Source organism: Halorubrum xinjiangense (genome assembly GCF_900102375.1).
Taxonomy (GTDB): domain Archaea; phylum Halobacteriota; class Halobacteria; order Halobacteriales; family Haloferacaceae; genus Halorubrum; species Halorubrum xinjiangense.
Genome location: NZ_FNBO01000010.1, coordinates 58979 through 85074, shown reverse-complemented (window position 1 = coordinate 85074; position 26096 = coordinate 58979). Strand labels below are relative to the sequence as shown.

General features: G+C 66.2%; 25 protein-coding genes. 13 read left to right on the top strand and 12 right to left on the bottom strand.

Annotation, left to right across the window (positions count from 1 at the left end):
* Positions 1-144 precede the first annotated feature (144 nt).
* The 3 genes from F3H13_RS11870 (at position 145) to F3H13_RS11860 (ending at position 4879) form a co-directional block, all read left to right on the top strand.
* Positions 145-2334, top strand: a complete 2190-nt coding sequence (locus F3H13_RS11870) for an elongation factor EF-2 (protein ID WP_149799239.1) — start codon at positions 145-147, stop codon at positions 2332-2334.
* A 1537-nt stretch (positions 2335-3871) separates the two neighbouring features.
* Positions 3872-4279: a helix-turn-helix domain-containing protein gene (locus F3H13_RS11865; protein ID WP_149799238.1), complete on the top strand. Its 408-nt coding sequence runs from the start codon at positions 3872-3874 to the stop codon at positions 4277-4279.
* Positions 4280-4327: 48 nt separating this feature from the next.
* Positions 4328-4879, top strand: coding sequence for a hypothetical protein (locus F3H13_RS11860; RefSeq protein WP_149799237.1), 552 nt, complete (start codon positions 4328-4330; stop codon positions 4877-4879).
* A gap of 106 nt (positions 4880-4985) precedes the next feature.
* On the opposite strand, the gene F3H13_RS11855 is transcribed toward F3H13_RS11860, so the two are convergent.
* Positions 4986-5195, bottom strand: a complete 210-nt coding sequence (locus tag F3H13_RS11855; RefSeq protein ID WP_149799236.1) for a hypothetical protein — start codon at positions 5193-5195, stop codon at positions 4986-4988.
* A gap of 344 nt (positions 5196-5539) precedes the next feature.
* Here F3H13_RS11855 and F3H13_RS11850 point away from each other — a divergent pair, with 344 nt between their 5' ends.
* On the top strand, positions 5540-5797 hold the full coding sequence (locus tag F3H13_RS11850; RefSeq protein WP_149799235.1) for a hypothetical protein: 258 nt from the start codon (positions 5540-5542) through the stop codon (positions 5795-5797).
* 63 nt (positions 5798-5860) lie between these two features.
* On the opposite strand, the gene F3H13_RS11845 is transcribed toward F3H13_RS11850, so the two are convergent.
* The 3 genes from F3H13_RS11845 to F3H13_RS11835 all read right to left on the bottom strand — a co-directional run bounded on the left by F3H13_RS11845 (position 5861) and on the right by F3H13_RS11835 (position 8040).
* Positions 5861-6853: a tyrosine-type recombinase/integrase gene (locus F3H13_RS11845; RefSeq protein ID WP_149799234.1), complete on the bottom strand. Its 993-nt coding sequence runs from the start codon at positions 6851-6853 to the stop codon at positions 5861-5863.
* Positions 6850-7392 (bottom strand): hypothetical protein, encoded by a 543-nt coding sequence (locus F3H13_RS11840; protein ID WP_149799233.1) that lies wholly within the window; start codon positions 7390-7392, stop codon positions 6850-6852. The genes F3H13_RS11845 and F3H13_RS11840 overlap by 4 nt, the downstream gene beginning before the upstream one ends.
* A gap of 165 nt (positions 7393-7557) precedes the next feature.
* On the bottom strand, positions 7558-8040 hold the full coding sequence (locus F3H13_RS11835; RefSeq protein WP_149799232.1) for a DUF3592 domain-containing protein: 483 nt from the start codon (positions 8038-8040) through the stop codon (positions 7558-7560).
* 410 nt (positions 8041-8450) lie between these two features.
* Here F3H13_RS11835 and F3H13_RS11830 point away from each other — a divergent pair, with 410 nt between their 5' ends.
* The 4 genes from F3H13_RS11830 to rpsJ all read left to right on the top strand — a co-directional run bounded on the left by F3H13_RS11830 (position 8451) and on the right by rpsJ (position 11890).
* A complete protein-coding gene (locus tag F3H13_RS11830) occupies positions 8451-9086 on the top strand; it encodes an amino acid-binding protein (protein ID WP_149799231.1) in 636 nt (211 codons plus the stop codon).
* A complete protein-coding gene (locus F3H13_RS11825) occupies positions 9083-10093 on the top strand; it encodes a homoserine dehydrogenase (protein WP_149799230.1) in 1011 nt (336 codons plus the stop codon). Before F3H13_RS11830 ends, F3H13_RS11825 begins: the two co-directional genes overlap by 4 nt.
* Before the next feature lie 219 nt (positions 10094-10312).
* Entirely contained in the window at positions 10313-11578 is a 1266-nt protein-coding gene (tuf, locus tag F3H13_RS11820) for a translation elongation factor EF-1 subunit alpha (RefSeq protein WP_149799229.1), read from the top strand.
* Positions 11579-11581: 3 nt separating this feature from the next.
* Positions 11582-11890, top strand: a complete 309-nt coding sequence (rpsJ, locus tag F3H13_RS11815; protein ID WP_004048854.1) for a 30S ribosomal protein S10 — start codon at positions 11582-11584, stop codon at positions 11888-11890.
* 139 nt (positions 11891-12029) lie between these two features.
* On the opposite strand, the gene F3H13_RS11810 is transcribed toward rpsJ, so the two are convergent.
* Together F3H13_RS11810 and F3H13_RS11805 are read right to left on the bottom strand one after the other, a co-directional pair.
* On the bottom strand, positions 12030-12590 hold the full coding sequence (locus tag F3H13_RS11810; RefSeq protein WP_149799228.1) for a rhomboid family intramembrane serine protease: 561 nt from the start codon (positions 12588-12590) through the stop codon (positions 12030-12032).
* A 164-nt stretch (positions 12591-12754) separates the two neighbouring features.
* Positions 12755-13057: a hypothetical protein gene (locus F3H13_RS11805; RefSeq protein WP_149799227.1), complete on the bottom strand. Its 303-nt coding sequence runs from the start codon at positions 13055-13057 to the stop codon at positions 12755-12757.
* Between the two features lie 110 nt (positions 13058-13167).
* Between F3H13_RS11805 and F3H13_RS11800 the strand changes: the two genes are divergently transcribed.
* From F3H13_RS11800 to F3H13_RS11785, 4 genes are all read left to right on the top strand, one after another.
* Entirely contained in the window at positions 13168-14301 is a 1134-nt protein-coding gene (locus F3H13_RS11800; RefSeq protein ID WP_149799226.1) for a lysylphosphatidylglycerol synthase transmembrane domain-containing protein, read from the top strand.
* Positions 14302-14331: 30 nt separating this feature from the next.
* The gene (locus F3H13_RS11795) at positions 14332-15513 is read left to right on the top strand and encodes an alpha-1 4-glucan-protein synthase (RefSeq protein ID WP_149799225.1); all 1182 of its coding nucleotides are present in this window, start codon (positions 14332-14334) and stop codon (positions 15511-15513) included.
* 39 nt (positions 15514-15552) lie between these two features.
* Positions 15553-16707, top strand: a complete 1155-nt coding sequence (locus tag F3H13_RS11790) for an extracellular solute-binding protein (RefSeq protein WP_149799224.1) — start codon at positions 15553-15555, stop codon at positions 16705-16707.
* Between the two features lie 61 nt (positions 16708-16768).
* Positions 16769-19108 (top strand): DUF7846 domain-containing protein, encoded by a 2340-nt coding sequence (locus tag F3H13_RS11785; protein WP_149799223.1) that lies wholly within the window; start codon positions 16769-16771, stop codon positions 19106-19108.
* Here F3H13_RS11785 and F3H13_RS11780 read toward each other — a convergent pair.
* From F3H13_RS11780 to F3H13_RS11765, 4 genes are all read right to left on the bottom strand, one after another.
* Positions 19105-19332, bottom strand: coding sequence for a hypothetical protein (locus tag F3H13_RS11780; protein ID WP_223174416.1), 228 nt, complete (start codon positions 19330-19332; stop codon positions 19105-19107). The genes F3H13_RS11785 and F3H13_RS11780 overlap by 4 nt on opposite strands.
* Positions 19333-19828: 496 nt before the next feature.
* Positions 19829-20482: a dolichyl-phosphate hexose transferase gene (locus F3H13_RS11775; protein ID WP_223174418.1), complete on the bottom strand. Its 654-nt coding sequence runs from the start codon at positions 20480-20482 to the stop codon at positions 19829-19831.
* Between the two features lie 242 nt (positions 20483-20724).
* Positions 20725-22383, bottom strand: a complete 1659-nt coding sequence (locus tag F3H13_RS11770) for a GMC family oxidoreductase (RefSeq protein ID WP_149799221.1) — start codon at positions 22381-22383, stop codon at positions 20725-20727.
* Positions 22380-22949 (bottom strand): gluconate 2-dehydrogenase subunit 3 family protein, encoded by a 570-nt coding sequence (locus tag F3H13_RS11765; protein ID WP_149799220.1) that lies wholly within the window; start codon positions 22947-22949, stop codon positions 22380-22382. Before F3H13_RS11765 ends, F3H13_RS11770 begins: the two co-directional genes overlap by 4 nt.
* Positions 22950-23064: 115 nt before the next feature.
* Here F3H13_RS11765 and F3H13_RS11760 point away from each other — a divergent pair, with 115 nt between their 5' ends.
* Entirely contained in the window at positions 23065-24675 is a 1611-nt protein-coding gene (locus F3H13_RS11760) for an ABC transporter permease (protein WP_149799219.1), read from the top strand.
* Between the two features lie 80 nt (positions 24676-24755).
* Here F3H13_RS11760 and F3H13_RS11755 read toward each other — a convergent pair whose 3' ends face one another.
* Both F3H13_RS11755 and F3H13_RS16255 read right to left on the bottom strand, forming a co-directional pair.
* Positions 24756-25814: a sulfite exporter TauE/SafE family protein gene (locus tag F3H13_RS11755; protein ID WP_149799218.1), complete on the bottom strand. Its 1059-nt coding sequence runs from the start codon at positions 25812-25814 to the stop codon at positions 24756-24758.
* Positions 25804-25968 carry a DUF7512 family protein gene (locus F3H13_RS16255; RefSeq protein ID WP_188128057.1) on the bottom strand — a complete coding sequence of 55 codons (165 nt, stop codon included), beginning with the start codon at positions 25966-25968 and terminating at the stop codon, positions 25804-25806. The genes F3H13_RS11755 and F3H13_RS16255 overlap by 11 nt, the downstream gene beginning before the upstream one ends.
* Between the last annotated feature and the right edge of the window lie 128 nt (positions 25969-26096).

Below are 26096 nucleotides of genomic sequence, written 5' to 3'. Positions count from 1 at the left end.
GTCGCCCTCGACCGAGCGGCGCTCCGCCGCCTGCGCCGTGACACCGGTCGACACGAAATCGGCGGCGATCGGGGGTACTCGCCCGCGAAACGGCCGCGACGAAACACTACCCTTTTGACCCTGCTTTCGGTAACACTCGGTATAATGGGCCGACGCAAGAAGATCGTTCAGGAATGTGAGCGGCTGATGGACAACCCGGAGCACATCCGGAACATCGCCATCGCCGCCCACGTCGATCACGGGAAGACGACGCTCTCCGACAACCTGCTGGCGGGCGCCGGCATGATCTCCGAGGACACCGCGGGCGAGCAGCTCGCGATGGACACGAAGGAGGACGAGCAGGAGCGGGGCATTACCATCGACGCGGCGAACGTCTCGATGACCCACGAGTACGAGGACACAAACCACCTCATCAACCTCATCGACACCCCGGGCCACGTGGACTTCGGGGGCGACGTCACCCGCGCGATGCGCGCGGTCGACGGCGCGCTGGTGGTCGTCGACGCCGTCGAGGGCGCGATGCCCCAGACGGAGACGGTGCTCCGGCAGGCGCTCCGCGAGGGCGTGAAGCCGACGCTGTTCATCAACAAGGTCGACCGCCTCATCTCGGAGCTTCAGGAGGGGCCTCAGGAGATGCAAGAGCGGCTGATGTCCGTCATCGCCGACGTCAACGAGCTCATCCGCGGGATGGCCGAGAACATGGACGACATCCCCGAAGACTGGACCGTTTCCGTCGAGGACGGCACGGTCGGGTTCGGCTCCGCGCTGTACAAGTGGGGCGTCTCCATGCCGTCGATGCAGCGGACCGGCATGGACTTCGGCGACATCATGGAGCTCGAACAGAACGACAAGCGCGAGGAGCTCCACGAGCGCACGCCGCTGTCGAACGTCGTGCTCGACATGGTCTGTGAGCACTTCCCGAACCCGGTCGACGCGCAGCCCCGTCGTGTCCCGCGCATCTGGCGCGGTGACGCGGACAGCGAGCTGGCCGACACGATGCGGATGGTCGACGAGGACGGCGAGGTCGTCTTCATGGTCACCGACATCTCGATGGACCCGCACGCCGGCGAGATCGCGACGGGCCGCGTCTTCTCCGGCACGCTGGAGAAGGGTCAGGAGCTGTACGTCTCGGGGACCGCGGGCAAGAACCGCATCCAGAGCGTCGGCCTCTTCATGGGGTCCGAGCGCGAGGAGGTGGACCGCGTCCCGGCGGGGAACATCGCGTCGGTCACCGGCCTCCGTGACGCCATCGCCGGATCCACCGTCTCCTCCGTGGAGATGACGCCGTTCGAGTCGATCGAGCACATCTCCGAGCCGGTCATCACGAAGTCCGTCGAGGCCCAGAACATGGACGACCTGCCGAAGCTCATCGAGACGCTCCAGCAGGTCGCCAAGGAGGACCCGACGATCCAGATCGAGATCAACGAGGACACGGGCGAGCACCTCATCAGCGGGCAGGGCGAGCTCCACCTCGAAGTGATCACCCAGCGGATCCGCGACAACCAGGGCATCCCGGTCATCACCGGCGAGCCCATCGTGGTCTTCCGCGAGCAGCCCCAGGAGGCGTCCCGCGAGGTCGAGGGGCAGTCACCGAACCGCCACAACAAGTTCTACCTCACCGTCGAGCCGATGGCACAGGAGATCGTCGACGCCATCCAGCTCGGCGAGGTCTCGATGGACATGCCCGAACTGGAGCGCCGCGAGGCGCTCCAGGACGCCGGCATGGACAAGGACACCTCCCAGAACGTCGAGGACATCCACCGAACCAACATCCTCATCGACGACACGAAGGGTATCCAGCACCTCAACGAGACGATGGAGCTCGTCTTGGAGGGGCTTCAGGAGGCGCTCGACGACGGCCCGCTGGCCGCCGAGCCGGTCCAGGGGTCGCTGTTCCGACTCCACGACGCGAAGCTCCACGAGGACACCATTCACCGCGGGCCCGCTCAGGTCATCCCGGCGGTCCGCGACGCGGTCCACCGCTCGCTGATCGACGGCGAGGTCCGCCTGCTCGAGCCGATCCAGGACGTCCGCATCGACGTCCCCTCGGAGCACATGGGCGCCGCCTCCGGCGAGATTCAGGGCCGCCGCGGCCGCGTCGACGACATGTACCAGGAGGGCGACCTCATGGTTGTCGAGGGCATCGCGCCCGTCGAGGAGATGATCGGGTTCTCCTCCGACATCCGCTCGGCCACCGAGGGCCGCGCCTCGTGGAACACCGAGAACGCGGGCTTCCGCGTCCTCGTCGACAACCTCCAGCGCGAGAAGATCATGGAGATCCGCGAGCGCAAGGGGATGAAGCTGGAGCTGCCGCAGTCGATCGACTACTTCTGAATCCAGATTGAATAGGTTTTGAGTAGCCTGTTCAACTGACGGAGCGTATTTGTTTTGCGTGCGACGTTACGCACAGCCCGATTCTGACGGTCATGTGTGTATATCAAAAACGGGGTCCATGAAGAAAAGCTAAGAAACGATTATAGAAGCTAAAGGCTTCCCTCCAGTTGTTACACCAACCACTTTCCGCGCGCGCTATATTGGTAACCCGGCTCACACCACAGAGTCATTTCAGTCAGAATTTCGCGGAAATCGTAGGTGTGAATGAACTATGAGAACCTACTGTATGTCGTGTCTGTCCATCTCTGGCGTTTCTGATCGCTCCGAGGTGAGAACATCATAACGAGTCTAAGCCTCGTGAGGTGTACGCTAACCGCTTGCTGTCCAAACCTCACGGGCCGACTTTTCGAGCGCATCGGCGGCCCCGACAAGTTCCGTGTCCCCCATGTCTTGAGACTCCCGACGTAGCCGCGCCAGTTCTGCCGCTAATCTCAACGCTTTCTTGCGGTTTTGATTGTCGTCCCGACGTGCGTCATGGAGGTATCGGGCGGCTTCTAGTAATGTCCACAGTTCGCCGTTTACGTGGATCGGTGTGGTAGCCTGTTCCTCTGTCAATCCGAGCTGTTCTTTCGTCTGAACCACAGTCTACCTTTGTCGACCTATCACTTAGCTATAAGGACGAAAGCGCGAGACTTGAGTCTTAGCCGCGAGAACGGTGCGGGCGAGAGAACGATTTATTAGGTCTAGAACTACTCTAGTCTATTCTCTACGCTGTATTAATGTGAAAATCCGTAAGCCGCCTCAAAACCAGCAAATGTTGCGGGAAAGTGAAATGCGATATTCTGACGTTTTAGACTCTCTACCTCCGGCTCCACCCCACCCTATATAAACCGATGTCCTTTCATTGTAGTGGACGGTTAGCTACAGACTCCTTTCAAGCTGAAACGGGGGGTCTCACCCCCCACGGTATATAAACCCTTTACCTTTCATTGTAGTGGACGACTGGGTACGACCGTAGCCGTCCTTTCCTGAAATCAATCATGGCACGAGGAACGACGATCCGCGTTAGTCAGAACGAAAAGCAACGACTAGATGAAGCCGGCTACCAGATGACTGGAACCACCGAGGTCCCATACGGCGAGATTCTATCTCTCCTAATGGAACGCGCGCCGGACGTCGACGTCTAGGAAACAGTTGAACAGGTGGGAACGCCCCGCCCTTATCGAGTAGGATCGTGCGGTAACGACAGTCGGCGGGTTCCGGCTGAGTAGTACATCCGTTTGAGGTCATGGGCCGGTATCCACAGGGTACGGCTCTCGCGTACAGCTTTCGGTGGTAGGCCGCCACGGGAGGGACACGTAATCGGAAGGGGAACACAACCCGACTGATTGCGCCCGTGTTAGGCGTCTAAGAGCCTTTAGGAAGTAGCCGGAAAGCTCGCGCAGCCGATGGATGAAACCCATCTCAGGGGGGAGACTGCCGCTTGACAGCGGCTTCCGTCCCCCCTTCGATGGTAACGTTATCAAACAATTTCTAGATGAGTTCTACTCAGAACACGACTAGTAGGCAGTATAGAAACGCAGAGTGGCTTGAAGCGCAGTACATAGAGAAAGACCGTACTCAAGCAGAGATAGCGAGTATTTGCGGTTGCTGTCCAAGTACAATTAGCAAATGGCTAGACAAGTTCGACATAGAGAAGACTGAGGTAGCGCAGTTCGGATTACAGACAGACGGTTACGAACAATGGAAGTGTGAAGCCGGGCCGGGCAAAGCTGATACCGTGACGGTTCACCGACTGATGGCGACGTTGAAGGTTGATGATCTGTCCGAATTGGACGGGAAGGAAGTCCACCACAAGAGTGGTGTAGAGTGGCATAACACGCTTGACAATGTTGAGATATTGATCCCAAGTGAACACAGGCAGCGACACATAAGCGGCAAATAAGTAATCAACCCATAATGTAAAACGGATTGACTATAACCATTCTCTACCATGAGTCACAAGCAAGGACGACGGAAGCTGATAAAAGGAGCATCTGCTGCCATCGTAGCTGGACTTGCTGGATGTACTGGAGGTGGAGGAGGTGGTAGCGACGGGGATAGTCCAATTGATCAAGTACAAGACTCTGATGACGATGGTGTGCCTGATAGTGAAGATGATTATCCAAATGACCCTGACCGAAGCGAACAACTCCGGTCTATCTCAGACACGAGAAATCTAGAAGAGGATCAATGGCGACACATACCCCTTGAGTTTAGCCAAACTGGTTACATTGAATACGACTTTATTGTTCGAGATGGCCCCGCAATTGATGTTATATTATTAGATGAGTCAGAATATCAATACTTTGATGAGGGTGAGAGGTCTGAATACTATCCCGAACTGAGTGCGACGGACAGCACGGGAGACGACGTTCAGGGTGAGATTCCATCTGGGACCTACAGACTAATACTTGACAATTCGAATAGAGGTGAGGCCACCCCACCAACAAACTTCAGCAATGACGTAGTGTCTGTAGAATATAGTATTGAAACATCTCAATAAGTAGAGGATATATAAAATCCAAATTGTGTGGTTGGGGCGACCGTTTGCGTTGCGGTTGGTCGCCGTCGCAGACCTAGACGATCTTGATTTGATCCTTTACCACTCTTCAAGTGTTATTTTGTATTTGATAAAAAATCCCAAAGACAACAGCTATCATCGCCACCAGAAGGGCACCATCTTGTAATGGTATGTTACTCCCAAATAACAGGTAGTTTGCTGGCAGTTCGCCATTGTATATGAGATAAAAAGGAACACCGCCAAAGACTATGCCAAGAATAGTCCAACTTGGTACATCAACAGGGCCAATCTCAACCATATAATCTCTATCTGTGTCGGTGTTTATGATGTTTTGGTATCAACATGTTCAAATTTAATCCTTCATTACCTAATTGTCTGTACTGCGGCGGCAGAGCAAACCGGCTTTGGCTATTCTATCCCTGTGTCTGCGGAAATCCGGGCGGAAACTGGGAGTTTGTGTTAGGAGAACGCCCCTGAACGGACTTACTCGATAAGGGGCGGGGCTTCTAACTTTCCGCAATCAGTCTGCGGTGCGGTTGCGGTCGGCGGTGCCGTCTGCCTGCCCCCGTTATCGCGTTTGACCCTGAAAGGGAATCCTATTCTTGTCGGTACTAATTTATAGTTAACCTATCAGGTCGTTGTATGGACCGAGCGGCGGTACTGGTTGCTGTTGGTAGTGTGTTGTTGATAGCTGGGCTGTTGATGCCTACTGTGTTAATTAGTGAGTCTAGGGAGTGTATGGAATTAAACCCGCCAAGTGAATCACCTCCCGCGTGTGAGGAATATGTTACCAATGATGAAGTTTCCCCAAACCAGTTTCGATTTCCCACAATACTAACTGGGTTTGTTGTCGGGGTTGTTGGGATTTCTCTCTGGGGATTAGACATCTCTGGGGATTAGCTCAGACTCCGTTTTAGCCGCCGGTCGGTGCGGTGGCGGCAGAGCAAGATCGCGTTATTACACCTACCCTAGTGGCTGAAAAGCTCTTGAATTTTCCTTAGCTTCGTCTTTTGCTTGGTCCAAGTAGATAAGAGTAGTATCAAGTTCTTCATGTCCTAATAGAGTCTGAAGCGTCTTGATGTCAATGCCTGAGTTGATTGCTCGCATTGCGAATGAGTGACGTAACGTGTGAGCCGTCACTTTGTGTATCTCGCGACCATCAACGTACTCATCAATCACTTCCTGAAGACCGGCATTTTTAGCGGCTTTCCTGACCATCCGGTTCATTGCGACACCAGAGATGTGTTCGCTGTTGTTTGTCGGAAAGAGGTATTCTGACTCTTCAGCGTAGGTCATACTATCACGACCACCGTAATCGAGCCATTGATCAAGCTGAAAGCCAAGATAATCCTCCTTGTAAGCGACAGTACGCGACTCTGGCGATTTTCGAGGAGGGATGAAAATAGATCTGTCTTCTCTGTCAATGTGTTCTATCTTTGTTTTGGCTAGTTCTCCGCGCCGAAACCCACAATTATAGAGTAACTTGATAATCAACTCGTTACGTAGCCGGGGCGATGGGACGTTATCAACAAGCTGTGAAATCTTGTCTGGTTCCAAGTATGGGTACTCGTCTCCACCACTCTCTTTCATCGCTTCTTTCTTTTTTGTATCTCCTCTGAGTAATTGCTTATCCTCGCTATCTAGCCCTCCGTATGGGTTTTCTTGTACATCCGGCATGTCGTACTTCTTTGCCATCTTTTCACAATCTTGGTAGAACTTCGAAACGGCAGACACCTGTTTAGTGATTGTTGAAGGGGCTTTGCCCGCGTCTGTCATACTCTCCATCCGAACACGGAGGTCAACCGTCTCCGCGTTCCAGAGTCCCTTATCCCGTTCCTCCGTTAGCCATTGCCGCCAATTGCGGATCTCTCGTAAGTAGATGTTTGCTGTTGTCTCACTAGAGATTCTGCTACGGCGGTTTTTGAACCGTTCTAAAATCTCGTCAAAGTCCATCATTGCCCACCCTCACGGGCGTAGAATTGCTGCCCTTCCTCGCTAGCAGTCACTCTAATGGCCCCTGTTTGTTCCTCTAGTCGTGTGAGAACATCTGAAACCCTATCTCTCTCTGAGTTGATTTCCTCCGCTATTTGATCTGCTGATTTTCCGTCCGGACTATCTTCTGACTCGTACTCAGGTAGCGCATCAAATACCTCGTTCTTTAGTTCCGCGCGCGCGGTAGCCGTGACTTCTTGTTCAACGTTCGTGAGACGGCTGTCTAAGTCTGATAGGGTTGTTTCCATCCGACTGAGTGTCTTCGTTATCTGCTCTATTGCCTCCGTTTGAGCTTCTGTCTCCGCCGGCTGTGTCGTCTCGCGGCCCTTTGCTGTGCGTGAGGCCGCGCCCGGCGGTTGGGAAAGCTCATGCGCGACTGACTGGCGGATTAGGTCGGAAAGGCTACTGTATTCTGGCGAATTTTCTTTTGCGCTATCCCATCTCTCTTTCTGGCCTTTACTAACTACGAGATTGACACGAACGTCTTCCTCTGAGTCTGCCATCGTACTTCGACTGTCACAAGTCTGTTGAATAAAACTTGTGTAAGATTATTCCAGATCGACTACTTCTAAGTCGACGGCGCGGTCGCGGTTCGCGGCTCTCGGCGGTTTCGGTCTTCTGCGGTCTCTCTCGGTACTTTCCGCGCGTTCGCCCCGACAGCGGCGAGGCTACCGGATCGCCGACCGCCCGCCGACGAGGACGAAGCCCACTCCGACCGCCACCGCGACGAGCGGCGCGTTCGACGTCTGGGACCTCAGGAACGCCGCGTCCGGGTCCGCCGGGTCGACGTACGCGGTCGCCGACTCGCCGACGGCGTACCCCTCGATCGCCGACCGGGCCGCCGACTCGGTGTCGTAGGTCGGCTCGATCGCCGCGGGGAAGACGTTCGTACTCTCGTACTCGGTCCCCTCGTACTCGTAGGCGAACCGCACGACCGGGCGGTAGTCGACAGCCGTGCTGCTGCCGGACGAGGTCGACTCCACGCCGAGCTCGGTTATCTCGGCGTCGACCTCGACAGCGTCCGCGACGGCGTTCGACTGCTGGGTGTAGTCGTACGCGCCGTACCCGGTCGCCGCGAGGCCGATCAGCAGCATGAGGACCGCGCCGCGTCTCGTCTTCGGCCCATCGATCGAGAGTCCGTCGTCCCCCATCGCTACCTCGCTTCGGGGCGGCGGAGGGCGGTTCCGGACGAGCGGTGGCGCTGCGACTGTCGCCAAACGCCGTGGAGGGAGTTCACATCGACTCGACACCCGCCCGACACAAAACTCTGCGGGGGTTCCGCGCACACCGCCTCCGCGGAGTCGCCCGGTTTCCGCTCGATCGGCGGGGACCCGTCTCGGACCGTGTGCCGCGTTGGCAGACGCGAGAGCGAGGCAACGCCTGCCAGCGCCGAAGGCTTATACCGGATCGTCCGACTCCGTTCTGGTATGCAGACGGGCACGACTCCCCCCCGGCGCACCGCGACGGAGCCACCGAGCGACCGCTCCACGCCGGGAACAGGAACGTGTCTACGAACGCGCGCCACCGACCGGGGCGCCCCCCGCGCGCCGGGGGTGGCGGCGTGAGCGACCGTCGCGACGGGACGCCGGAGGCCGCGCTCGACGCCGAGGACGCGGCCGATTCGGCCGACGGAAGCGCGGGTGCGGACGCCGACCCGTCCCCGGACGGCGGCCACGCGGCCGCGGCTCCCTCGACGCACACGGTGCGGCTGGAGCTGGTCGACGAGCCGGGGCAGCTGCTTGCGGCGCTCCATCCGATCGCGGACAACGGCGGGAACCTCCTGTCGATCTACCACGAGCGCGGGAACAAGACGCCCCGCGGGCGGATCCCGGTGGAGGTCGACTTCGAGGCGACCCCGGATCGGTTCGAGGAGATAGTCGAGGCGCTCCGCAGCGAGGGCGTGAACGTGATGCAGGCGGGCACGGAGCGGTACGCGGAGGAGGTGACCCTCCTCCTCTTCGGCCACCTCATCGACACCGACCTCTCCGACACGCTCTCGCGGATCGAGGCCTGCGAGTCGGCGTCGGTCGCCGACGTGTCGCTCGCGGCCCCGCAGGGCACCGAGGAGGTGTCGAGCGCGCGGCTTCGGCTCGAGGCGCGCGCGGGCGAGACGGACGCGGCGCTCGCGGCGGTCCGCGACCTGGCCGCGGAGAAGGAGCTCCGCGTCGTCGAGCCGCTCACGGGGGTGGAGGCGTGAGACTCGCCGTCATCGGCGCGGGCGCGGTCGGGCGCTCCGTCGTCGAACTGGCGAGCGAGTACGGCCACGAGATCGTCGCGGTCGCGGACTCCTCGACGGCGACCGTCGCCGACGGGAGCGGCCCGGACGGGACCCGAGGCGGTGCGAACAGCCCCGCTGGCGTCGACCCCGACGCTGTCGTGGCGCGGAAGGCGGAACGCGGGATCGTCGGCGACGACGACCCGGAAGACGCGCTCGCGGCCGACTACGACGTCCTCGTCGAGGCGACGCCGACGACGCTCGGCGACGCCGAGCCGGGCTTCTCGCACGTGACTCGCGCGCTGGAGCGCGACCGCCACGCCGTCCTCGCGAACAAGGGGCCCGTCGCGGAGCGGTTCGGGGACCTCCGGGCGGCCGTCGACGACAGCGACGGCGAGATCCGGTACGAGGCGACGGTGGGCGGCGCGATCCCCGCGGTGTCGACCGTCGAGGACATCGAACCCGGCCACGTCACTGCGGTCCGGGGCGTGCTCAACGGGACGGCGAACTTCATCCTGACGCGGATGGCCGCCGAGGGGCTCGACTACGACCACGTGCTCGCGGAGGCGCAGGACCTCGGCGTCGCCGAGGCGGATCCCTCCTTCGACGTGGACGGCACCGACGCGGCGCTGAAGTGCGTCATCCTCGCGAACGTGCTCTCCTTCGGCGCGGCCGACGACCCCGCGGACGCCCGGGAGTTCACGCTCGACGACGCCGACGTCTCCGGGATCCGCGACGTGCCCGGCTCCGCGCTCCGGCTCGCGGCCGAGGACGGTCGGACGGTGCGGCTGATCGGCGAGGCGACCGGCGAGACGGTCCGGGTGGCGCCGCGGCTCGTCCCGGAGAACGGGACGCTCGCCGTCTCCGGCACGCAGAACATCGTCCAGATCGAGACCTCTCACGCCGGCCGGCTCAACATCTCCGGCCGCGGCGCGGGCGGCCCCGAGACCGCGAGCGCGGTCCTCGGCGACGTCGGCCGGCTGGAGTAGAGCGGTTCGCTCGGCCGGAGTCGGTCGGTTCGCCCGGCCGGAGTCGGACGGTTCGCCCGGCGACGCCGTCGCCGGAGACCGGGCGTGTGTCGTTCTGCCGTGCCCCGCGTTGTCGAGAATCGCCGGACGGCGGCGCGATACTCTGTGGGCCGTATCGAAACCGTTTTAGTGGAATCTACCGAAACTTACTCACAGAGCGCCTTAGCGCGTGATTACCCCATGAGTGACAAACCGCACCAGAACCTGGCCATTATCGGCCACGTCGACCACGGCAAGAGCACGCTCGTGGGTCGCCTCCTCTTCGAGACGGGGAGCGTCCCCGAGCACGTAATCGAGCAGCACCGCGAGGAAGCCGAAGAGAAGGGCAAGGGCGGCTTCGAGTTCGCCTACGTGATGGACAACCTCGCCGAGGAGCGCGAGCGCGGCGTCACGATCGACATCGCCCACCAGGAGTTCGACACGGACAACTACTACTTCACCATCGTCGACTGTCCGGGCCACCGTGACTTCGTGAAGAACATGATCACGGGCGCCTCGCAGGCCGACAACGCGGTGCTCGTCGTCGCGGCCGACGACGGCGTCGCGCCCCAGACCCGCGAGCACGTGTTCCTGGCCCGCACGCTGGGCATCAACGAGCTCATCATCGGCGTCAACAAGATGGACCTGGTCGACTACCAGGAGTCCACCTACAACGAGGTCATCGAGGAGGTCAAGAACCTGCTCAACCAGGTCCGCTTCGCGACCGACGACACGACCTTCGTGCCGATCTCCGCGTTCGAGGGCGACAACGTCGCCGAGGCGTCCGAGAACACGTCGTGGTACGACGGCCCCACGCTGCTGGAGTCGCTCAACGACCTGCCGGAGTCCGAGCCGCCGACGGACGCGCCGCTCCGACTCCCCATCCAGGACGTCTACACCATCTCCGGCATCGGGACCGTCCCCGTGGGACGCGTCGAGACCGGGATCTTAAACACCGGCGACAACGTCTCCTTCCAGCCGTCCGACGTGGGCGGCGAGGTGAAGACGGTCGAGATGCACCACGAAGAGGTGCCCAAGGCCGAGCCCGGTGACAACGTCGGATTCAACGTCCGCGGCATCGGCAAGGACGACATCCGCCGCGGCGACGTCTGTGGCCCGGCCGACGACCCGCCGAGCGTCGCCGAGACGTTCAAGGCGCAGGTCGTCGTCATGCAGCACCCGTCGGTCATCACGGCCGGCTACACCCCGGTCTTCCACGCCCACACGGCGCAGGTCGCCTGTACGATCGAGTCGATCGACCAGAAGATCGACCCCTCGTCCGGTGAGGTCGCCGAGGAGAACCCGGACTTCATCAAGTCCGGCGACGCCGCGGTCGTCACCGTGCGCCCGCAGAAGCCGCTCAGCATCGAGCCGTCCGGCGACATTCCGGAGCTCGGCAGCTTCGCCATCCGCGACATGGGTCAGACCATCGCGGCCGGCAAGGTGCTGGAAGTCAACGAGCGATAATCGATGCAGCAGGCACGCGTCCGCCTCGCCGGCACGAGCCCCGAGGACCTCGACGACATCTGCGACGACGTCCGCGAGATCGCGGACTCGACGGGGGTCGCCCTGTCGGGCCCGATTCCGCTGCCGACGAAGACGCTCGAGATCCCGTCGCGCAAGTCCCCGGACGGTGAGGGGACGGCGACGTGGGAGCACTGGGAGATGCGCGTCCACAAGCGTCTGATCGACATCGACGCCGACGAACGCGCGCTCCGCCAGCTGATGCGCGTCCAAGTGCCGAACGACGTCAGCATCGAGATCGTTCTCGAAGACTGAGCGCTAGGGCGTTTCTCTTTCACCCTTTCGTTTTTCGACCCCCCTAGCCGCGGCGCCGTTGCTCCGTCTCGCGGCTGACACTCCGTTTGTTCCGCGTACCGCGGGGTCGCGCCCCGCGCACTGAGATGTTGTGCCCCGCTTACCGCGCGTCGAGAAGGCCGGCACGCCCCGCGAGGAGCCCGCAGAACGCGCCGGTCGCGTGGGCGATCAGCGCGACGCCGGGGGCCGCGGTCGTCGCGGTGAGGACGACCGCGACGAGGCCGAACAGGAGCAGTTGGGCACGCTGGGAGAGCCGAAGCCGGTCGAACAGCGTCGCGCTCACGACGTTGCCGGCGAGCAGGTAGCCGCCGAGCGCGAAGACGGCGCCGCTGATCCCCAACACGGCGGGCGAGGGGCCGAGCAGGCCCCCGAGCGTCACCTGCGCGACGCCGGCGAGGGCGCCGGTCGCGACCACGAACGCGTGGAATCGCGGGCGTGTCGTCCGGCGCTCCACGAGGGGGCCGACGAGCAGCAGCGCGAGGGCGTTCGCCAGCAGGTGGCCGACGGAGCCGTGCGCGTACACGCTCGTGACGAGCGTCCACGGGGCGACGGAGACGGGAGTCGACAGCGCGAACAGCCCCGCGAGGCCGACGACGCCGAGCGCGGCTTGCGCGGCGCCGACGAGGAGGGCGATACCGAGCGTTTCGAGGGTTGCGCGCATCGAGCGAGGGTTGGGACCGCGCGGTAAAAAGGGTGTGTGGGCCGCTTGCGGGCTCGCTCCGGTGACGGGCCTCTCACGACTCGCGCGGCGCAGTTCACCTCGGGGCGCGGCGTAGCACAGGTCGGAGCGTGGCACAGCTCACGCCGCTTACGTCGGGGCGCGGCTCAGATCACGTCGTCGGGGTCGTGCGCGTTCGCCATCCGCGTCGCCTCGGCGGCGTAGCGCTCGCGGTCGTCGGGGTCGTCGACGGTCCCGACGTTCGCCGGCGGCGCGTCGACGGCGGCCGTGGTGTCGCGCACGTCGGTGAAGGAGGTGAGCGCGCGCTCCTTCCGGAAGTAGCGCTCGCCGTCCGGCGTCGCGTACGTGAGGATCACCATGTTTTGCTCGTCGTCGGAGTAGGTGCGCTCGACGAGCCACATCCGAACGCCGCCGTCCGCGGGGTCGGCCTCCGCCTCGCTCACGTTCATGGATAGTATTTCGACATCCATGAACAAACGTGTTAGGTCGGGCCGCCTCGCCGCCGCTCGGCTCCCCGAACCGCCAGCGTTTTACCCTTTAGGCCGACCTAAACGAATAGATGAACCCGCGCGTCGCCGCTGCTCGGCTCCGCGAACGTTTGTTCCGCCTCCGTGAGCGACTCCCTCGGGGGATGCTGACGATCGCCGGAACCCTCTTGATCCTCGCCGTCGGCGGCGCGGTGCTGGCCCGCACTCTCGACGTCGGGGCCGTCGTCGCGGCCGCCGTCACCGCGGACCCGGCGCTTCTCCTCGCGGCGCTCACCGTCTACCTCGCCTCGTGGCCGGTCCGCGGCCGCCGGTACGGCGACCTGCTCGCGCCGATGGGCCACCGGTGTCGCACGGCGTTCCTCACGGCGACCGTGTTCGCGAGCCAGACCGCGAACCTGATCGTCCCCGCGCGGGCGGGAGACGGAGTGCGCGCGTACCTGCTGAACGACCGCCGCGAGGTGCCGTACCCCACCGGCGTCGCGTCGCTTGCGGTCGAGCGCGCCTTCGACCTGGTCGCGCTCGGCGTCCTCGGGGGCGCCGCGCTCGCGGTCCTCCTCCTCGACGGCCGGACGGTGGCCCCGAGCGGATCGGAGCGGGCGGTCGCGGCCGCCGCCGGGACAGCCCTCGCGGCCGCGCTGTTCTCCGCGGCCGTCGTCGCGGTCGCCCGGAGCGACCGCCGCTTCGGGGCCGCGCTCCGCGACCGGTTCGACGGCCCCCGGCTCTCGCGGGTCGTCGACGCCGCGGTCCGGTTCGGCGCCGCGGTCCGCATTGTCGCCGCGGACGCGGGCGCGCTCGTTCGGGTGTCGCTCGCGAGCGGCGTCGTGTGGGGGGCGGACGTCGTCACGGCGGTCCTTATCCTCGCGGCGCTCGTCGGCGGGTTCGGCGGGAGCGTCGCCCCCGCGACGCTGCTCGTCGTCGGTACCCTCGCCGTCTCGGCCGGGAACCTCGCGAAGGTGTTGCCGCTCTCGCAGGGCGGGATCGGGTTGTACGAGGCCGCGTTCACCGGTATCGTCGTCGCGGCGACGCCGATACCGGCCGTGACCGCGCTCGCCGCGGCGGCGCTCGACCACGCGCTGAAAAACGCCGTCACGCTCGCGGGCGGCGGCCTCGTCGCGGCCGCGTTCGACCTCTCGGTGACGGGGGCGCCCGACGACTCCGAGCGGGAACCGGACGCGGGCCCGACTCGGCCCGCGCCGGACCGCTAAGCTTTTAGGTTAGCCTAAAAACGATCGCGTATGAATCCGACCGCCTCCGACCGCGACGGTCCGGACACCTGCGTGATCGTCCCGACGATACGGGAGTACGAGTGCGTCCGCGCGTACGTCGAGAACGCCCGCGACCACGGCTTCGACGTCTCGCGGCTCCACTTCCTCTTAGTCACCGAGGACTTCTGTGAGGTCGACGAGATGCGCGCCATGCTCGACGACCTCGGCGTCTCCGGCGAGGTGTTCGACGGCACCCGCCGCGAGGAGTGGTACGCGGCCAACGACGTCGCCGAGTACGGCCACGTCGTCCCGGCGGCGAGCCACGCCGAGACGAGCTTCGGCCTGCTGTACATGTGGGCCGACGAGTCGTTCGACTACGGCGTCTTCATCGACGACGACACGCTCCCGCACGACGACGCCGACTACTTCGGCCGTCACATGGCAAACCTCGCGTTCGGCGGTTCGATCGAATCCGTCAGCTCCGACGAGAACTGGGTGAACGTCCTCTATCAGAACGCCGACGACCACGGGTTATACCCGCGCGGCTACCCGTACTCGGCGATGGACGAGACGGTAGAGACGGGCACCGCCGAGGTCGAGGCCGGCGAGGTCGTCGCCTCGCAGGGGCTGTGGACGAACGTCCCCGACCTCGACGCGGTCCGAATCTTGATGGACGGCGACTTAGAGGGCCAGGCGCAGACGCGGACGGCCGCCGACGACTTCGAGGGCGACTTCGTCGCCGAGCGCGGCAACTACCTCACCGTCTGCTCGATGAATCTCGCGTTCCGCCGCGAGGTGATCCCGGCGTTCTACCAGCTGCCGATGGACGACAACGAGTGGGACGTCGGCCGCTTCGACGACATCTGGTCGGGCCTGTTCTTGAAGCGCGCCTGCGACGTGCTGGGCAAGCGGATCTACAACGGCGGCCCGCTCTGTGAACACAACAAGGCCCCGCGCTCGACGTTCGACGACCTCGCGAACGAGGTGGCGGGATTGGAGCTGAACGAGCACGTCTGGGAGGTGATAGACAATGCGGGCGACGACGCCGACTCGTACGCGGCGGTCTTCGACGAGATGGCCGACGCGCTCGCCGAGGGGGACTTCGACGAGTGGAACAACGGCGCGTTCCTCAACCACTGCGGCGAGTACATGCGCGACTGGCTCGACTGCCTCGACGCGATCCGCCGGACGCCGGCGGTCGCGGACGACTGAACCGACACGACTAAACGTATTTAGGTAAGCCTAAAACACATGACGAACCACGAGTCCGACGGACGAGACGGGCGCGACGTTCGACGACGGAAGTTCCTCGCCGCGGCCGGCGCGGTTGGCGTCGCGGGGATCGCCGGCTGTACCGGGACCGGCGACGACGAGGGGGAGGACGGCGGCGACGGCACCGACGGCGACGCCGTGGGCCAGATCGGGTCCGGTCGCGAGGGCCGGGATGCCCCCGGCGGCACGTCGATGGACGAGATGCCGGCGCTCGAGGGCGAGCTCACCGTCTACTCCGGCCGCGGCGAGTTCCTCGTCGGCGAGCTCGTCAGCTACATCGACGACCTGTACGACGACCTCGACCTCACCGTCCGGTACAACAACTCGACCGACCACGTGAACGCGATCATCAACGAGGGCGAGGGCTCGCCCGCGGACGTGTTCTACTCGGTCAACGCGGGGTCGCTCGGCGCGCTCGCGGACGAGGGGCGCACGCAGGCGCTCCCCTCGGACGTGACGGAGAAGGTCCGCGAGGAGTTCCGCACCGAGCAGTGGGTCGGCACCTCCGGGCGCGCCCGGACGGTCCCGTACAACACGGAGGAGTTCTCCGAGGAGGACCTCCCGGACGACATCATGGCGTACCCCGAGGAGTTCGAGGGAGACCTCGGGTGGGCCCCGTCGTACGGCTCCGCGCAGGCGTTCATCACCGCGATGCGGCTCCTCGAGGGCGAGGATGCCACCCGCGACTGGCTCGAAGCGATGGTCGAGCGCGGCGCCGTGACGTACCCCGACGAGTTCCGCACGTGTCAGGAGATCGCCGACGGCACCATCGACGCCGCGTTCACGAACCACTACTACATCCAGCGCGTGCTCGACGGCAACCCGAACGCCTCGATCGCGACCGCGTTCACCGAGGGCGACGCGGGCGCGGTGTTCAACGTCGCGGGCGCCGCGGTCGTCGACACCGCCTCCGACGCCGACCTCGCCTCGAACTTCGTCCGGCACCTGCTGTCGTCGGAGGCGCAGGACTACTTCGCGCGCTCCACCTTCGAGTACCCGCTGATCCCCGAGGTCGAGCCGATCGGCGACCTCCCGACGATCGACGAGCTGAACGTCCCGGACATCGACCTGACGGAGCTGTCGAACCTCGAACCGACGGTCGACCTCATGCGAGAGGCCGGCGTCGACATCTGATCGGCCGCCGCGCTCCGTACCACGCTCCGCACCACGCTCGTTTCACCACTCCCACCCGCCCGTGTCATTCCTTCCACCGTCCGCTCGCCCTCGTCGGCTCGCCGCCCGCCTCCGCGAGCGGCTCGACCGCGCCGACCGGGTGAGCGTCGCCGCCGCGCTGGTCGCCGTCGCCGCCGGCGTCGCGACGTTCGCGATCGCGGCGACCGTCTTCTCGCACCACTCCGCGAACCACGACGAGGGGGTCTACCTCACGCAGGCCGCGCTGCTCCTCGGCGGGCAGTTGGAGTTCCACGCCGGCCCGCTCGCCGACGCCGTCCACCCGTGGTTCTTCATCGAGGACGGCGGGCGGCTCTACCCGAAGTACAACCCCGTCCCGGCGGCGATGTTCGCGGTCACGATGGGCGCGTTCGGCGAGCCCCGCGTCACGCTGGCGGCGGTCGCCGCCGGGAACGCCGCCCTCGTGTACCTGCTCGGGTCATTGACCTTCGGCCGCCGGGCGGGCCTCGCCGCGGCCGTCCTCTTCGCCGCGTCGCCGATGGCGGTCGCGACGAGCGCGGTGTTCCTCCCATACGCGCCGACGACACTTTTCAACCTGACCTTCGCGGTCGCGTACCTCCGGAGCGTCCGGGACCGGTCGCTCCGGGCCGCGGGGGTCGCGGGCGTCGCGATCGGCCTCGCGTTCTTCGCGCGGCCGTACACCGCGGTGCTGTTCGCCGCCCCGTTCATCTGTCACGCCTTGTGGCGGGTGGGGTCGGCGGTCCGTCGTTTCGGCGCCGAGACGGGGCGGTCGACGCCGCGCGCGCTCGCGTCCCTCGGCCGCCGCGCGCTCTCGGTCGGCGGCGTCCGCGGGCTCCCCGACCCGATCCGCCGCCACGGGCTCACGGCGCTGTTCGGTACCCTGTTCGTCGGCGTGACCCTCGCGTACAACGTCCGGATGACCGGCTCGCCGCTCACGTTCCCCTATCAGGTGTTCGCGCCGATGGACGGCCCCGGCTTCGGCGAGCGCCGCATCCTCGGCCACTCGGTCGACTACACGCTCGGCCTCGCGCTGGAGTCGAACCGGTACGCGCTACAGGAGATCGCGACCCGGTGGTTCGTCGCCGGCCCGCTCGGGACGGCCATGGCGCTCGTCGGCGTCGCGGTCGCGCTGTGGGGCTGGCGCGCGAGCGGCGACCCGAGCGGGCCGGTGGTCGCCGACCGGACCCTCACCGGAGATCGCGCCCCCGCCGGCTCGCCCGCCTTCCGGCGGACGGCGGCGCTGCTCCTCGTCGGCGTCGCGGTCTCGGTCGCCGTCGGGAACGTCTACTTCTGGGGGACGCACAACGCGCTCGCCGACCTCTCGGACCCGACCGACGGGCTCGCGTCGCTGTTCGGTCCGTTCTATCACTTCGACCTGCTCGTCCCGCTGTCGGCCTTCGGCGGACTGGCCGTCGCCGCCGTCGCTCGGGCGCTGTCCGCGGCCCGCGAGCGGGCCGTGGCCCGCGGCGTCTCGCCGGCGGTCGCGGGCGCCGCGCTCGCGGTCGTCGTCGCGCTCGCGGTCGCCGGCGGGGGCGTCGCCGCCGTCGACGCGGCCGCGGACCCGATAGAGCGGAACGCCGCGGTCGATGAAAAACACGAAGCGGCGTACGCGCCGTTCGACGAGACGACGTTCGAGGACGGGCTGGTGTTCCTCCCCACGCCGTACGGCGAGTGGCAGAACCACCCGTTCCAGTACCTCCGGAACGAGCCGGGGCTCGACGGCGACGTCGTGTACGCGCTCGACCGCGACCCGGTCGAGAACTTCGCGGTGCTCGACGCCTACCCCGACCGGACGCTGTATCGGTACGGCTATCAGGGGGTCTGGACCGCGAGCCCGGAGACCCGGGTCACGCCGAAACTGGAGGCGCTCGACCGGCGGTCGGGGGCCCGGATCGACGCCGAGACGACCGTCGGCGTGCCGGACCGCGTCGCCCGCGCGCAGGTCCGCGTCGACCCGCGTCGGGGCGCGGCGGGCGGTCCGGACCACGTCTCCTACGCGGTGAGCGACCTCGGCGACTCGCTCGCGGTCGACTGGACGGTGACGCCCGAGGGCGTCCGGCTCCCCGACGCGGCGGCCGCGGGCGACGCCGACGCGGCCGAGCCCGTCCCGTTCGATCCCGAGGGCGACGTGGTCGCCGTGACGGTGACGCTCGTCGACCCCGCGGGATCGACGTTCACCTACCGACAGGAGGTGACGGTTCGGGTGACCGAGGGCGGCGAGGTCGGAGCCGACGACGAGCGCGTCGAGGCTGTCTGGCCGCCCGAGCGCTCGACCTGCCGGCTCGTCTCGGAGTGCGGGACCAGGGGGACGTACCTCCCCGACGAGCCCGACGCCCACCCCGAGTGGGTCGCCTTCGAGACGGACGCCGAAACGAGCGATTAAGTGGTTGATTGCTTATAAATAGCTGTCAGTAGATCGGCGGCGAACAGCTCCAAAGCCCCAGCCGCTTGCTTATAAATGGCAGTCAGTAGATCGGCGGCGAACAGCTCCAAAGCCCCAGCCGCTTGCTTATAAATGGCAGTCAGTAGATCGGCGGCGAACAGCTCCAAAGCCCCAGCCGCTTGCTTATAAATGGCAGTCAGTAGATCGGCGGCGAACAGCTCCAAAGCCCCAGCCGCGAGGTCGCAGTACGCTCGTTGCGCTCCTCGCTCGCTCCGCTCGCTGCGGTGTCGCCGGCGGCTCCGCCGCCGGCTTTCCGTGGCGCGTCGCGCCACGCTACTTACGTCGCCTACTGCGACCTCGCGGCTGCCCCTTTGAGTCCCGCCCCGCACAGCGACCGCGCCTCGCGCCTCCCCAGCCTCGTCGCTCGCTTCGCTCGCGACTCCCTCGCGCGTGCTGTCGCCGGCGCTTCGCGCCGGCTTCCAGAGGGACCTTCGGTCCCTCGCGGCTCGGCCGCAGGGCGGCCTCGCAGGCACGCAGGGAGGCGCGACGCGCCTCTTGCAGCCGGCGGCAGAGCCGCCGGCGACGCCACCGCCTCGTTCATTTATAAAAAAAATCGGCGCCGCCGCTCACGATTTTAAAAACGTCGCCGGCGGCGGTCCACTGTGCCCACAGTGTACGTCCGGACCGCCCTCCGACGACTTCGTTGGGGGCGAAGCGCCCTCAGAAGCGCCGGAGTTGCTCTTCGAGGCAGACGGTGACGATCGACTTCGCGATGGCGGCGCCGCCGCCGATCGGGTCGAGCTTCGTCTCGCCGAGGCGCTCGGCGTAGCGGATCGGGCGCTCGCGAACGTCGTAGCCGCGCATCAGCGGGCGGATCAGGAGTTCGGCGGAGAGGCCGGTGTTCTCGGTCCAGCCGATTTCCTCGACCACGTCGCGGCGGTACGCGCGCATCCCGGTGGTCGTGTCGTGGACGCGCTCGCCCATCAGGAGGGAGGCGAGCGCGGCGAACGCGTGGTTGCCGAACCGGTTGAACGCCGGCATCGCCTCCGCGCCGTGGTAGAGCCGGTCGCCGCTCACCACATCCGCACCGTCGTTGATCTCGGCGAGGAACTCCGGCAGCGCCTCCATCGGGTAGGTGTCGTCGCAGTCGGTCGTGACGACCACGGGGCGATCGGGAGTCAAGACCGCCTCGCGGACGGCGACGCCGTACCCCTGCGGCTCCTGCTCGATGACCCGCGCGCCGTGTTCGCGGGCGATCTCCGGCGTGCGGTCCGAGGAGCCGTCGACACAGACGACCTCGGCCTTCCCGTCGGTGACCTCGTCGATGTCCTCGAGGACCGTTGCGATGGCCTCCTCCTCGTTGTACGTCCCCATCACGACGCTGAGGTCGTCGAAGGTGTACGGTTCGCCGACGGCGGCGGTGTCCGCCTCGCCCGTGGCGCCCGTCTCCTCGCGTTCGGCTGTCGCGTCGATATCGTCCATCGCGGCCGCCTCGGTGCCGTTCTCGACTGCGGCCGCCGAGCCGTTCGTCGCGTGCGCTGAGTCGCTCATTACCCGCATCTCCGTCCGCACCCACTTGAGTTTTTAGGTTTACCTAAAATAGTGGCAGCAGACCGTCAGGAGTCGTCGCCGAGCCAGTCGGCCACGTCGTCGCCGACGCGAAGCGCGAGCGCGGCGATGGTGAGCGTGGGGTTCATCGCGCCGCTCGTGGGGAAGACGGAGCTGGAGGCGATCCAGCAGTTCGTCAGGTCGTGGGTCCGGCAGTCGGCGTCGACGACGCCCGCCCCCGGGTCGTCGCTCATCCGCGTCGTCCCCATGTGGTGGTAGGCGGGGCCGGTGGCGTCCGGGCCGGCGATCCACTCGACGTCGGCGCCGAGCTCTTCGAGGATCGCCACCTGGATCTCGTTGGCGCGCTCGATCGTGTCGAGCGCGCGGTCGTCGACGCTCCACTCGATCCGCGGCACCGGGTTCCCGCGGTCGTCGGTGCGGTCGTCGGCGAGCGTCACGCGGCTGTCGGCGTCCGGGAGCTGCTCGACGAGCCCGCCCATCGCGACGTGGTTGCCGTATCCGTCCCGCAGGCGGTCGACGAGCGCGTCGCCCCAGTCGTCGCCCGCGAGCGCCATCTCCACCGGCGAGGGGCCGGCGTAGTTGAAGAACTCCAGCTTGAACGGGGCTTGTTCCTCGTCCGCCTCGTCGTAGAACTGGTCGCAGGCGCTGGTGTAGAAGCCGACGTGGTTCTGTCTCGTCTCCTCGTCGAGCGTGCCGCCTGCGCCCGCGAACAGGTGGTCCATGAAGAACTCGCCGACGTGGCCGCTCCCGTTCGCGAGCCCGTCGGGGTAGCGGTCGGACGCGGACAGCAGGAGCAGCCGCGGCGTCTCCACGCCCCCGGCGGCGACGACGAACGCCTCCGCCTCCTGTCGGTGTCGCTCCCCGTCCGGCGTCGCGTAGACGGCGGCGGTCATCCGGTCGTCGCCGTCGTGTTCCAGCCGCTCGACCGGCGCGCGGTCGATGACGGTCGCACCCTTCTCCTCGGCGCGCTCGACGTGGACCGTCGCGTCGTACTTCGCGCCGCTCGGACAGACGGGCTGGCAGGTGCCGTAGCCGACGCAGGGCGACCGTCCCTCGTACGGCTCGGAGTTGCGCGCGTTCGGCACCGAGTGCATGTCGATCCCGAGCGACTCGCAGGCCTCGGCGAACAGCGAGTCGCTGTAGGAGGGCTCGAACGGCGGCATTGGGTGGGGCTCCTCGCGCGGCGGCGCGTAGGGATTGTCCGACGCGCCCGCGACGCCCAGCTCGCGTTCCGCCTCGGCGTAGTAGGGGCGCAGGTCCGCGTAGTCGACGGGCCAGTCGGCGCCGACGCCGCGCTCGCTCGCGGAGTCGAAGTCGTCCTCGTGGAGCCGCATCACCATCCCCTGCCAGTGGAGCGTCGACCCCCCGACGCCCTTCACGCGGGCGTGGTTGAGGGGGTACGAGCGGTCGCCGGCGTTCTCGTGGGCGTCGCGCGCCCCGCCGACGCCCCACACGTCCGGTCTGTCGTAGGACGGCCGGATCGCCCGCTCCTGTCTGGCGAGCCGGTTGTTCGGGTCGAACCTCGGCCCGGCGTCGAGGACCACCACGTCGCGGTCGCTGGCGAGCCGGTCGGCGACGAGCGCGCCCGCGGGCCCGGCGCCGACGACGCAGACGTCCGCGTCCGGGACCGGGCTGCGGTCGACCGCCCCGCCGGCGTCAACGTCGGCCGCCGACCGCTCGCCGTCGACGCTCTCGGCGCCGCTCATCGCGGCCCCCGCTGGTAGCTCTCCGCGCCGCCGGCGTGCCCCTGCGGGTTCTCGATGCCGACGAGTTCGCCGCCGGTCGGCGACGAGTACAGCGCGAGCAGGAGCTCGTTCACGACGTAGTAGCGCACCCGCTCCGCGGTCGTCCCGTCGGGGTCCTCTTCGGCCGTGTCCGCGCCGAGTTCTCGGAGCAGCTCGTCCCGGTCGGCGGGCGGGAGGTCGGCGACCGGCGCGTCGTACCACGACCGCGCCGCCGACTCCACCTCGGCGACCGCCGCGCGGATCCCCTCGCAGTGGGGCGACCCGTCGAGCCGGCCGTCGAGGAACGCCCCGACGAACGCGTCGACCCCGGAGACCGCGCCGGGATACACCGCCTCCGCGACCGCGGTCATCGCCGTCCGGACCGCCTCGTCGCCGGGGAGCCCCTCGCCGTCCCACGCCGGGTCGGCCTGCTCGCCCCCCGGTCCGCCGCCCCGCCGGTCGGCCGTCCGACGGACGCCGAGCGCGACGCCGCCGGTCGCGCCGATCGCGGCCAGCGCGGCCGCCGCGTCGCGTCGCGTCAATTCCATAAAAGAGTTTAGGCAGCCCTAAATTCATATATCCGTCGGAGCGCGCTCGCCGGGCGATCGGAACCACTAACGCTCGGCGCGCCCTCATTCCGACAACTCGGCTCCACCCCGCACAATGACCCTGCGAACCCGGATCCGCGACCGGCTGACCGACGGCGACGGCAGGCTCCCGATCGGGCTCACGCTGCTTTGCGCGGCGATCGCCGCCACCCTCGTGTTCCCGCTCGCGTGGCTCGTCATCGAGGCGGTCGCCGTCGAGCGCGAGCGCGCGGTGGACCTCCTCTTTAGCACCGCCACCGCCGACGTGCTCGTCAACAGCCTCCTCCTGATGGCCGGCGTCACCGCTCTCTCTATCGCGGTCGGCGTCCCCCTCGCGTACCTCACGGCCCGGACCGACCTCCCGTTCCGCCGCTTCTGGTCGGTCGCGGTCGCGCTCCCGCTCGTCGTCCCGAGCTACGTCGGCGCCTTCTCGTTCGTCTCCGCGTTCGGCCCGCAGGGCGAGTTCCACGAGGTGCTCTCGCCGCTCGGCGTCGAGCGCGTCCCGGAGGTCTCGGGCCTCTCGGGGTCGATCCTCGTCATCACGCTGTACACGTACCCGTACGTCTACCTGACGACCCGGGCCGCGCTGCTGTCGTTCGACACGACCCTCTTAGAGGCCGCCCGGACGCTGAACCACGGCCGGATGGCGGCGTTCCGCCGCGTGACGCTCCCGACCATCCGACCCGCGGTCGCCGCGGGCTCGCTGCTCGCCGCGCTGTACGCGGTCTCGGACTTCGGCACCCCGTCGATCATGCGGCTTCCGGTGTTCACCCGGCAGATATACGTCGAGTACAACGCGTTCGGTCGCGACTACGCCGCGCTGCTTTCCCTCCAGCTGCTCGTCGTGGTGGTCCTCGTGCTCACGTTGGAGTGGGCGGTCCGCTCGGACCGCGAGACGAGCGGCGACGACGCGGGCCGGACCGAGGACCGGGTGTTGCTCGGCCGGTTACGCTGGCCCGCGACGCTGCTGCCCGCCGGCGTGTCCGCGTTCGCGCTTCTGGTGCCGCTGTGGATCCTCGGGCTGTGGCTGGTCCGGTCGGAGGCCGGGCGTCGCCCCTCGCTCGCGTTCGAGCCGATACAGGTGCTCAACTCGGTGTCGGTCTCGGCGGCCGCCGCGGTCGTCGCCGCGCTCGCCGCCATCCCCATCGCGTACTTCGCCGCGAACCACGACTCGCCGCTCGCGGTCGTCTTTGAGCGCGCGACGTACGTCGGGTTCGCGGTGCCCGGAATCGTGCTGGCGCTCGCGTTAGTGTACTTCGGCTCCGGGTACGTGCCGTGGATCTATCAGACGCTGCCGCTGTTAATCTTCGCGTACGTCGTCCGATTCCTCCCGCAGGCGGTCGGGTCCACCCGGACGTCGATCCTCCAAGTCGACCGACGGCTCGTCGAGGCCGGACGCACGCTCGGCGAGTCGCCGACCGGCGCGTTCCGCCGCGTGACGTTCCCGCTCACTCGATCCGGGATCGTCGCCGGGGCCGCGCTCGTGTTCCTCACGACGATGAAAGAGCTCCCCGTCACCCTCGTCCTCCGGCCGTCCGGCTTCGATACGATCGTCACCCAGATCTGGCGCGCGCAGTCGACCGCGCTCTACCAGTACGCGGTCGTCCCGACGCTCATCCTGCTCGTCATCTCCGGGCTCTCGATGGTCGTTATCCTCACGCAGGAGGGCGGCGAAGAGGGACTGTGAGGGAGGAGACGACGACCAGACTCGCGCGACTGTTGTGGAATGAAGGCGATTCCACGCCCGCGGGTCGAGGGGAGCAATCCTCAGTCCGTGGTGGACGGCTGCTGTCGACTCGTCACGCGGAGCGAGCTGACCGCCGTGTAGAGGACCGCGAACGCGACGACGACCGCCGCGCCGACCACGAGCACCAGTCCGAGCAGCTCCAGCGTGGGGTTGCCGAGGTAGGAACCGACCTCGCCGATGCCGACGGCGATGGAGCCGATCAGTAACATCCCGCCGAAGTACACCTTGATGCCGTCGGCGTCGACGACGGCGGTCGCCGCGGAGCCGACGCGCGCGCCGAGGGCGCTCCCGAACAGCAGCGGCGCGACGATGCCGAGGTTCACGCCCCCGCCCTGTCCGTAGAGGTAGCTGCCGAGCCCGCCGGAGAAGACGATCTCGAAGAGGTCCGTCCCGACCGCGACGGGCACCGGGACGCCGATCGCGTAGATCATCGCGGGCATCCGGATGAAGCCGCCGCCGACGCCGAGGAACCCGGACAGGACACCGGTCGCGAAGGCGACGGCCGTGATGACCCACGCGGAGACGCGGACGTCGCCGCGGAGCGTCACCATCGGCGGGATCCGAACAGTCCATTGGATCGTCTTCGCGATCTCGGGGATCTCGTACTCGTCGAGGTCCTTGTCGGCCGCCTCGTGGTCGATCCCGCCGCCGCCGTCTCCCCTTAGGGCGTCGCGGGTGACCATCGCGCCGACGCCGCCGAGCAGGACGACGTAGGCGACGCTGATGACGCCGCCGGCGAGCCCCATCGACTCGAGGTAGTAGACGCTGGCGCGGCCGACCTCGATACCGATCGTCGTCCCGGTGATCATGATCACGCCGAGCTTGTAGTCGACCTGCCCGAGGTCGTGGTGTTTCAGCGTCGCGATGACGGCCGTCCCGAAGACGAACGCCATCCCGCTCCCGACCGCGACCGGCGCCGGGTAGTCTAACATTAGGAGCGCCGGGGTGACGAGGAACGACCCGCCCATGCCGAAGAATCCGAACAGGACGCCGACGACGAGGCCGAACCCGACGAACAGCGCGAGCATCTCTGGGCTCGTCCCCAGGAAGCCGGGCCCGCTGAGAAGGCTACTGAGCACTCGTGTCACCCCCGACGATGAGTCTCATGAGATAGGGGCCAACGAGCCGTTCGAGGCCGCCGTAGCCGACGTACAGCACGAACGCTTCGAGGAGGATCGCGCCGATAAGCAGGGCCGTCTCCGGGTCCCAGCTGGGGATCTCTAGTCCCGCCATCGACTCTCCCTCCGACTTCCGTCCGCGGAAATTCGCATCTGGTACATTTCTGCTCACTCTCCCCTACCTGCCTCGTGCCTATAACGGTTTTGGGCTCACTGTACAATACTATATTCCGGTAACCTCGG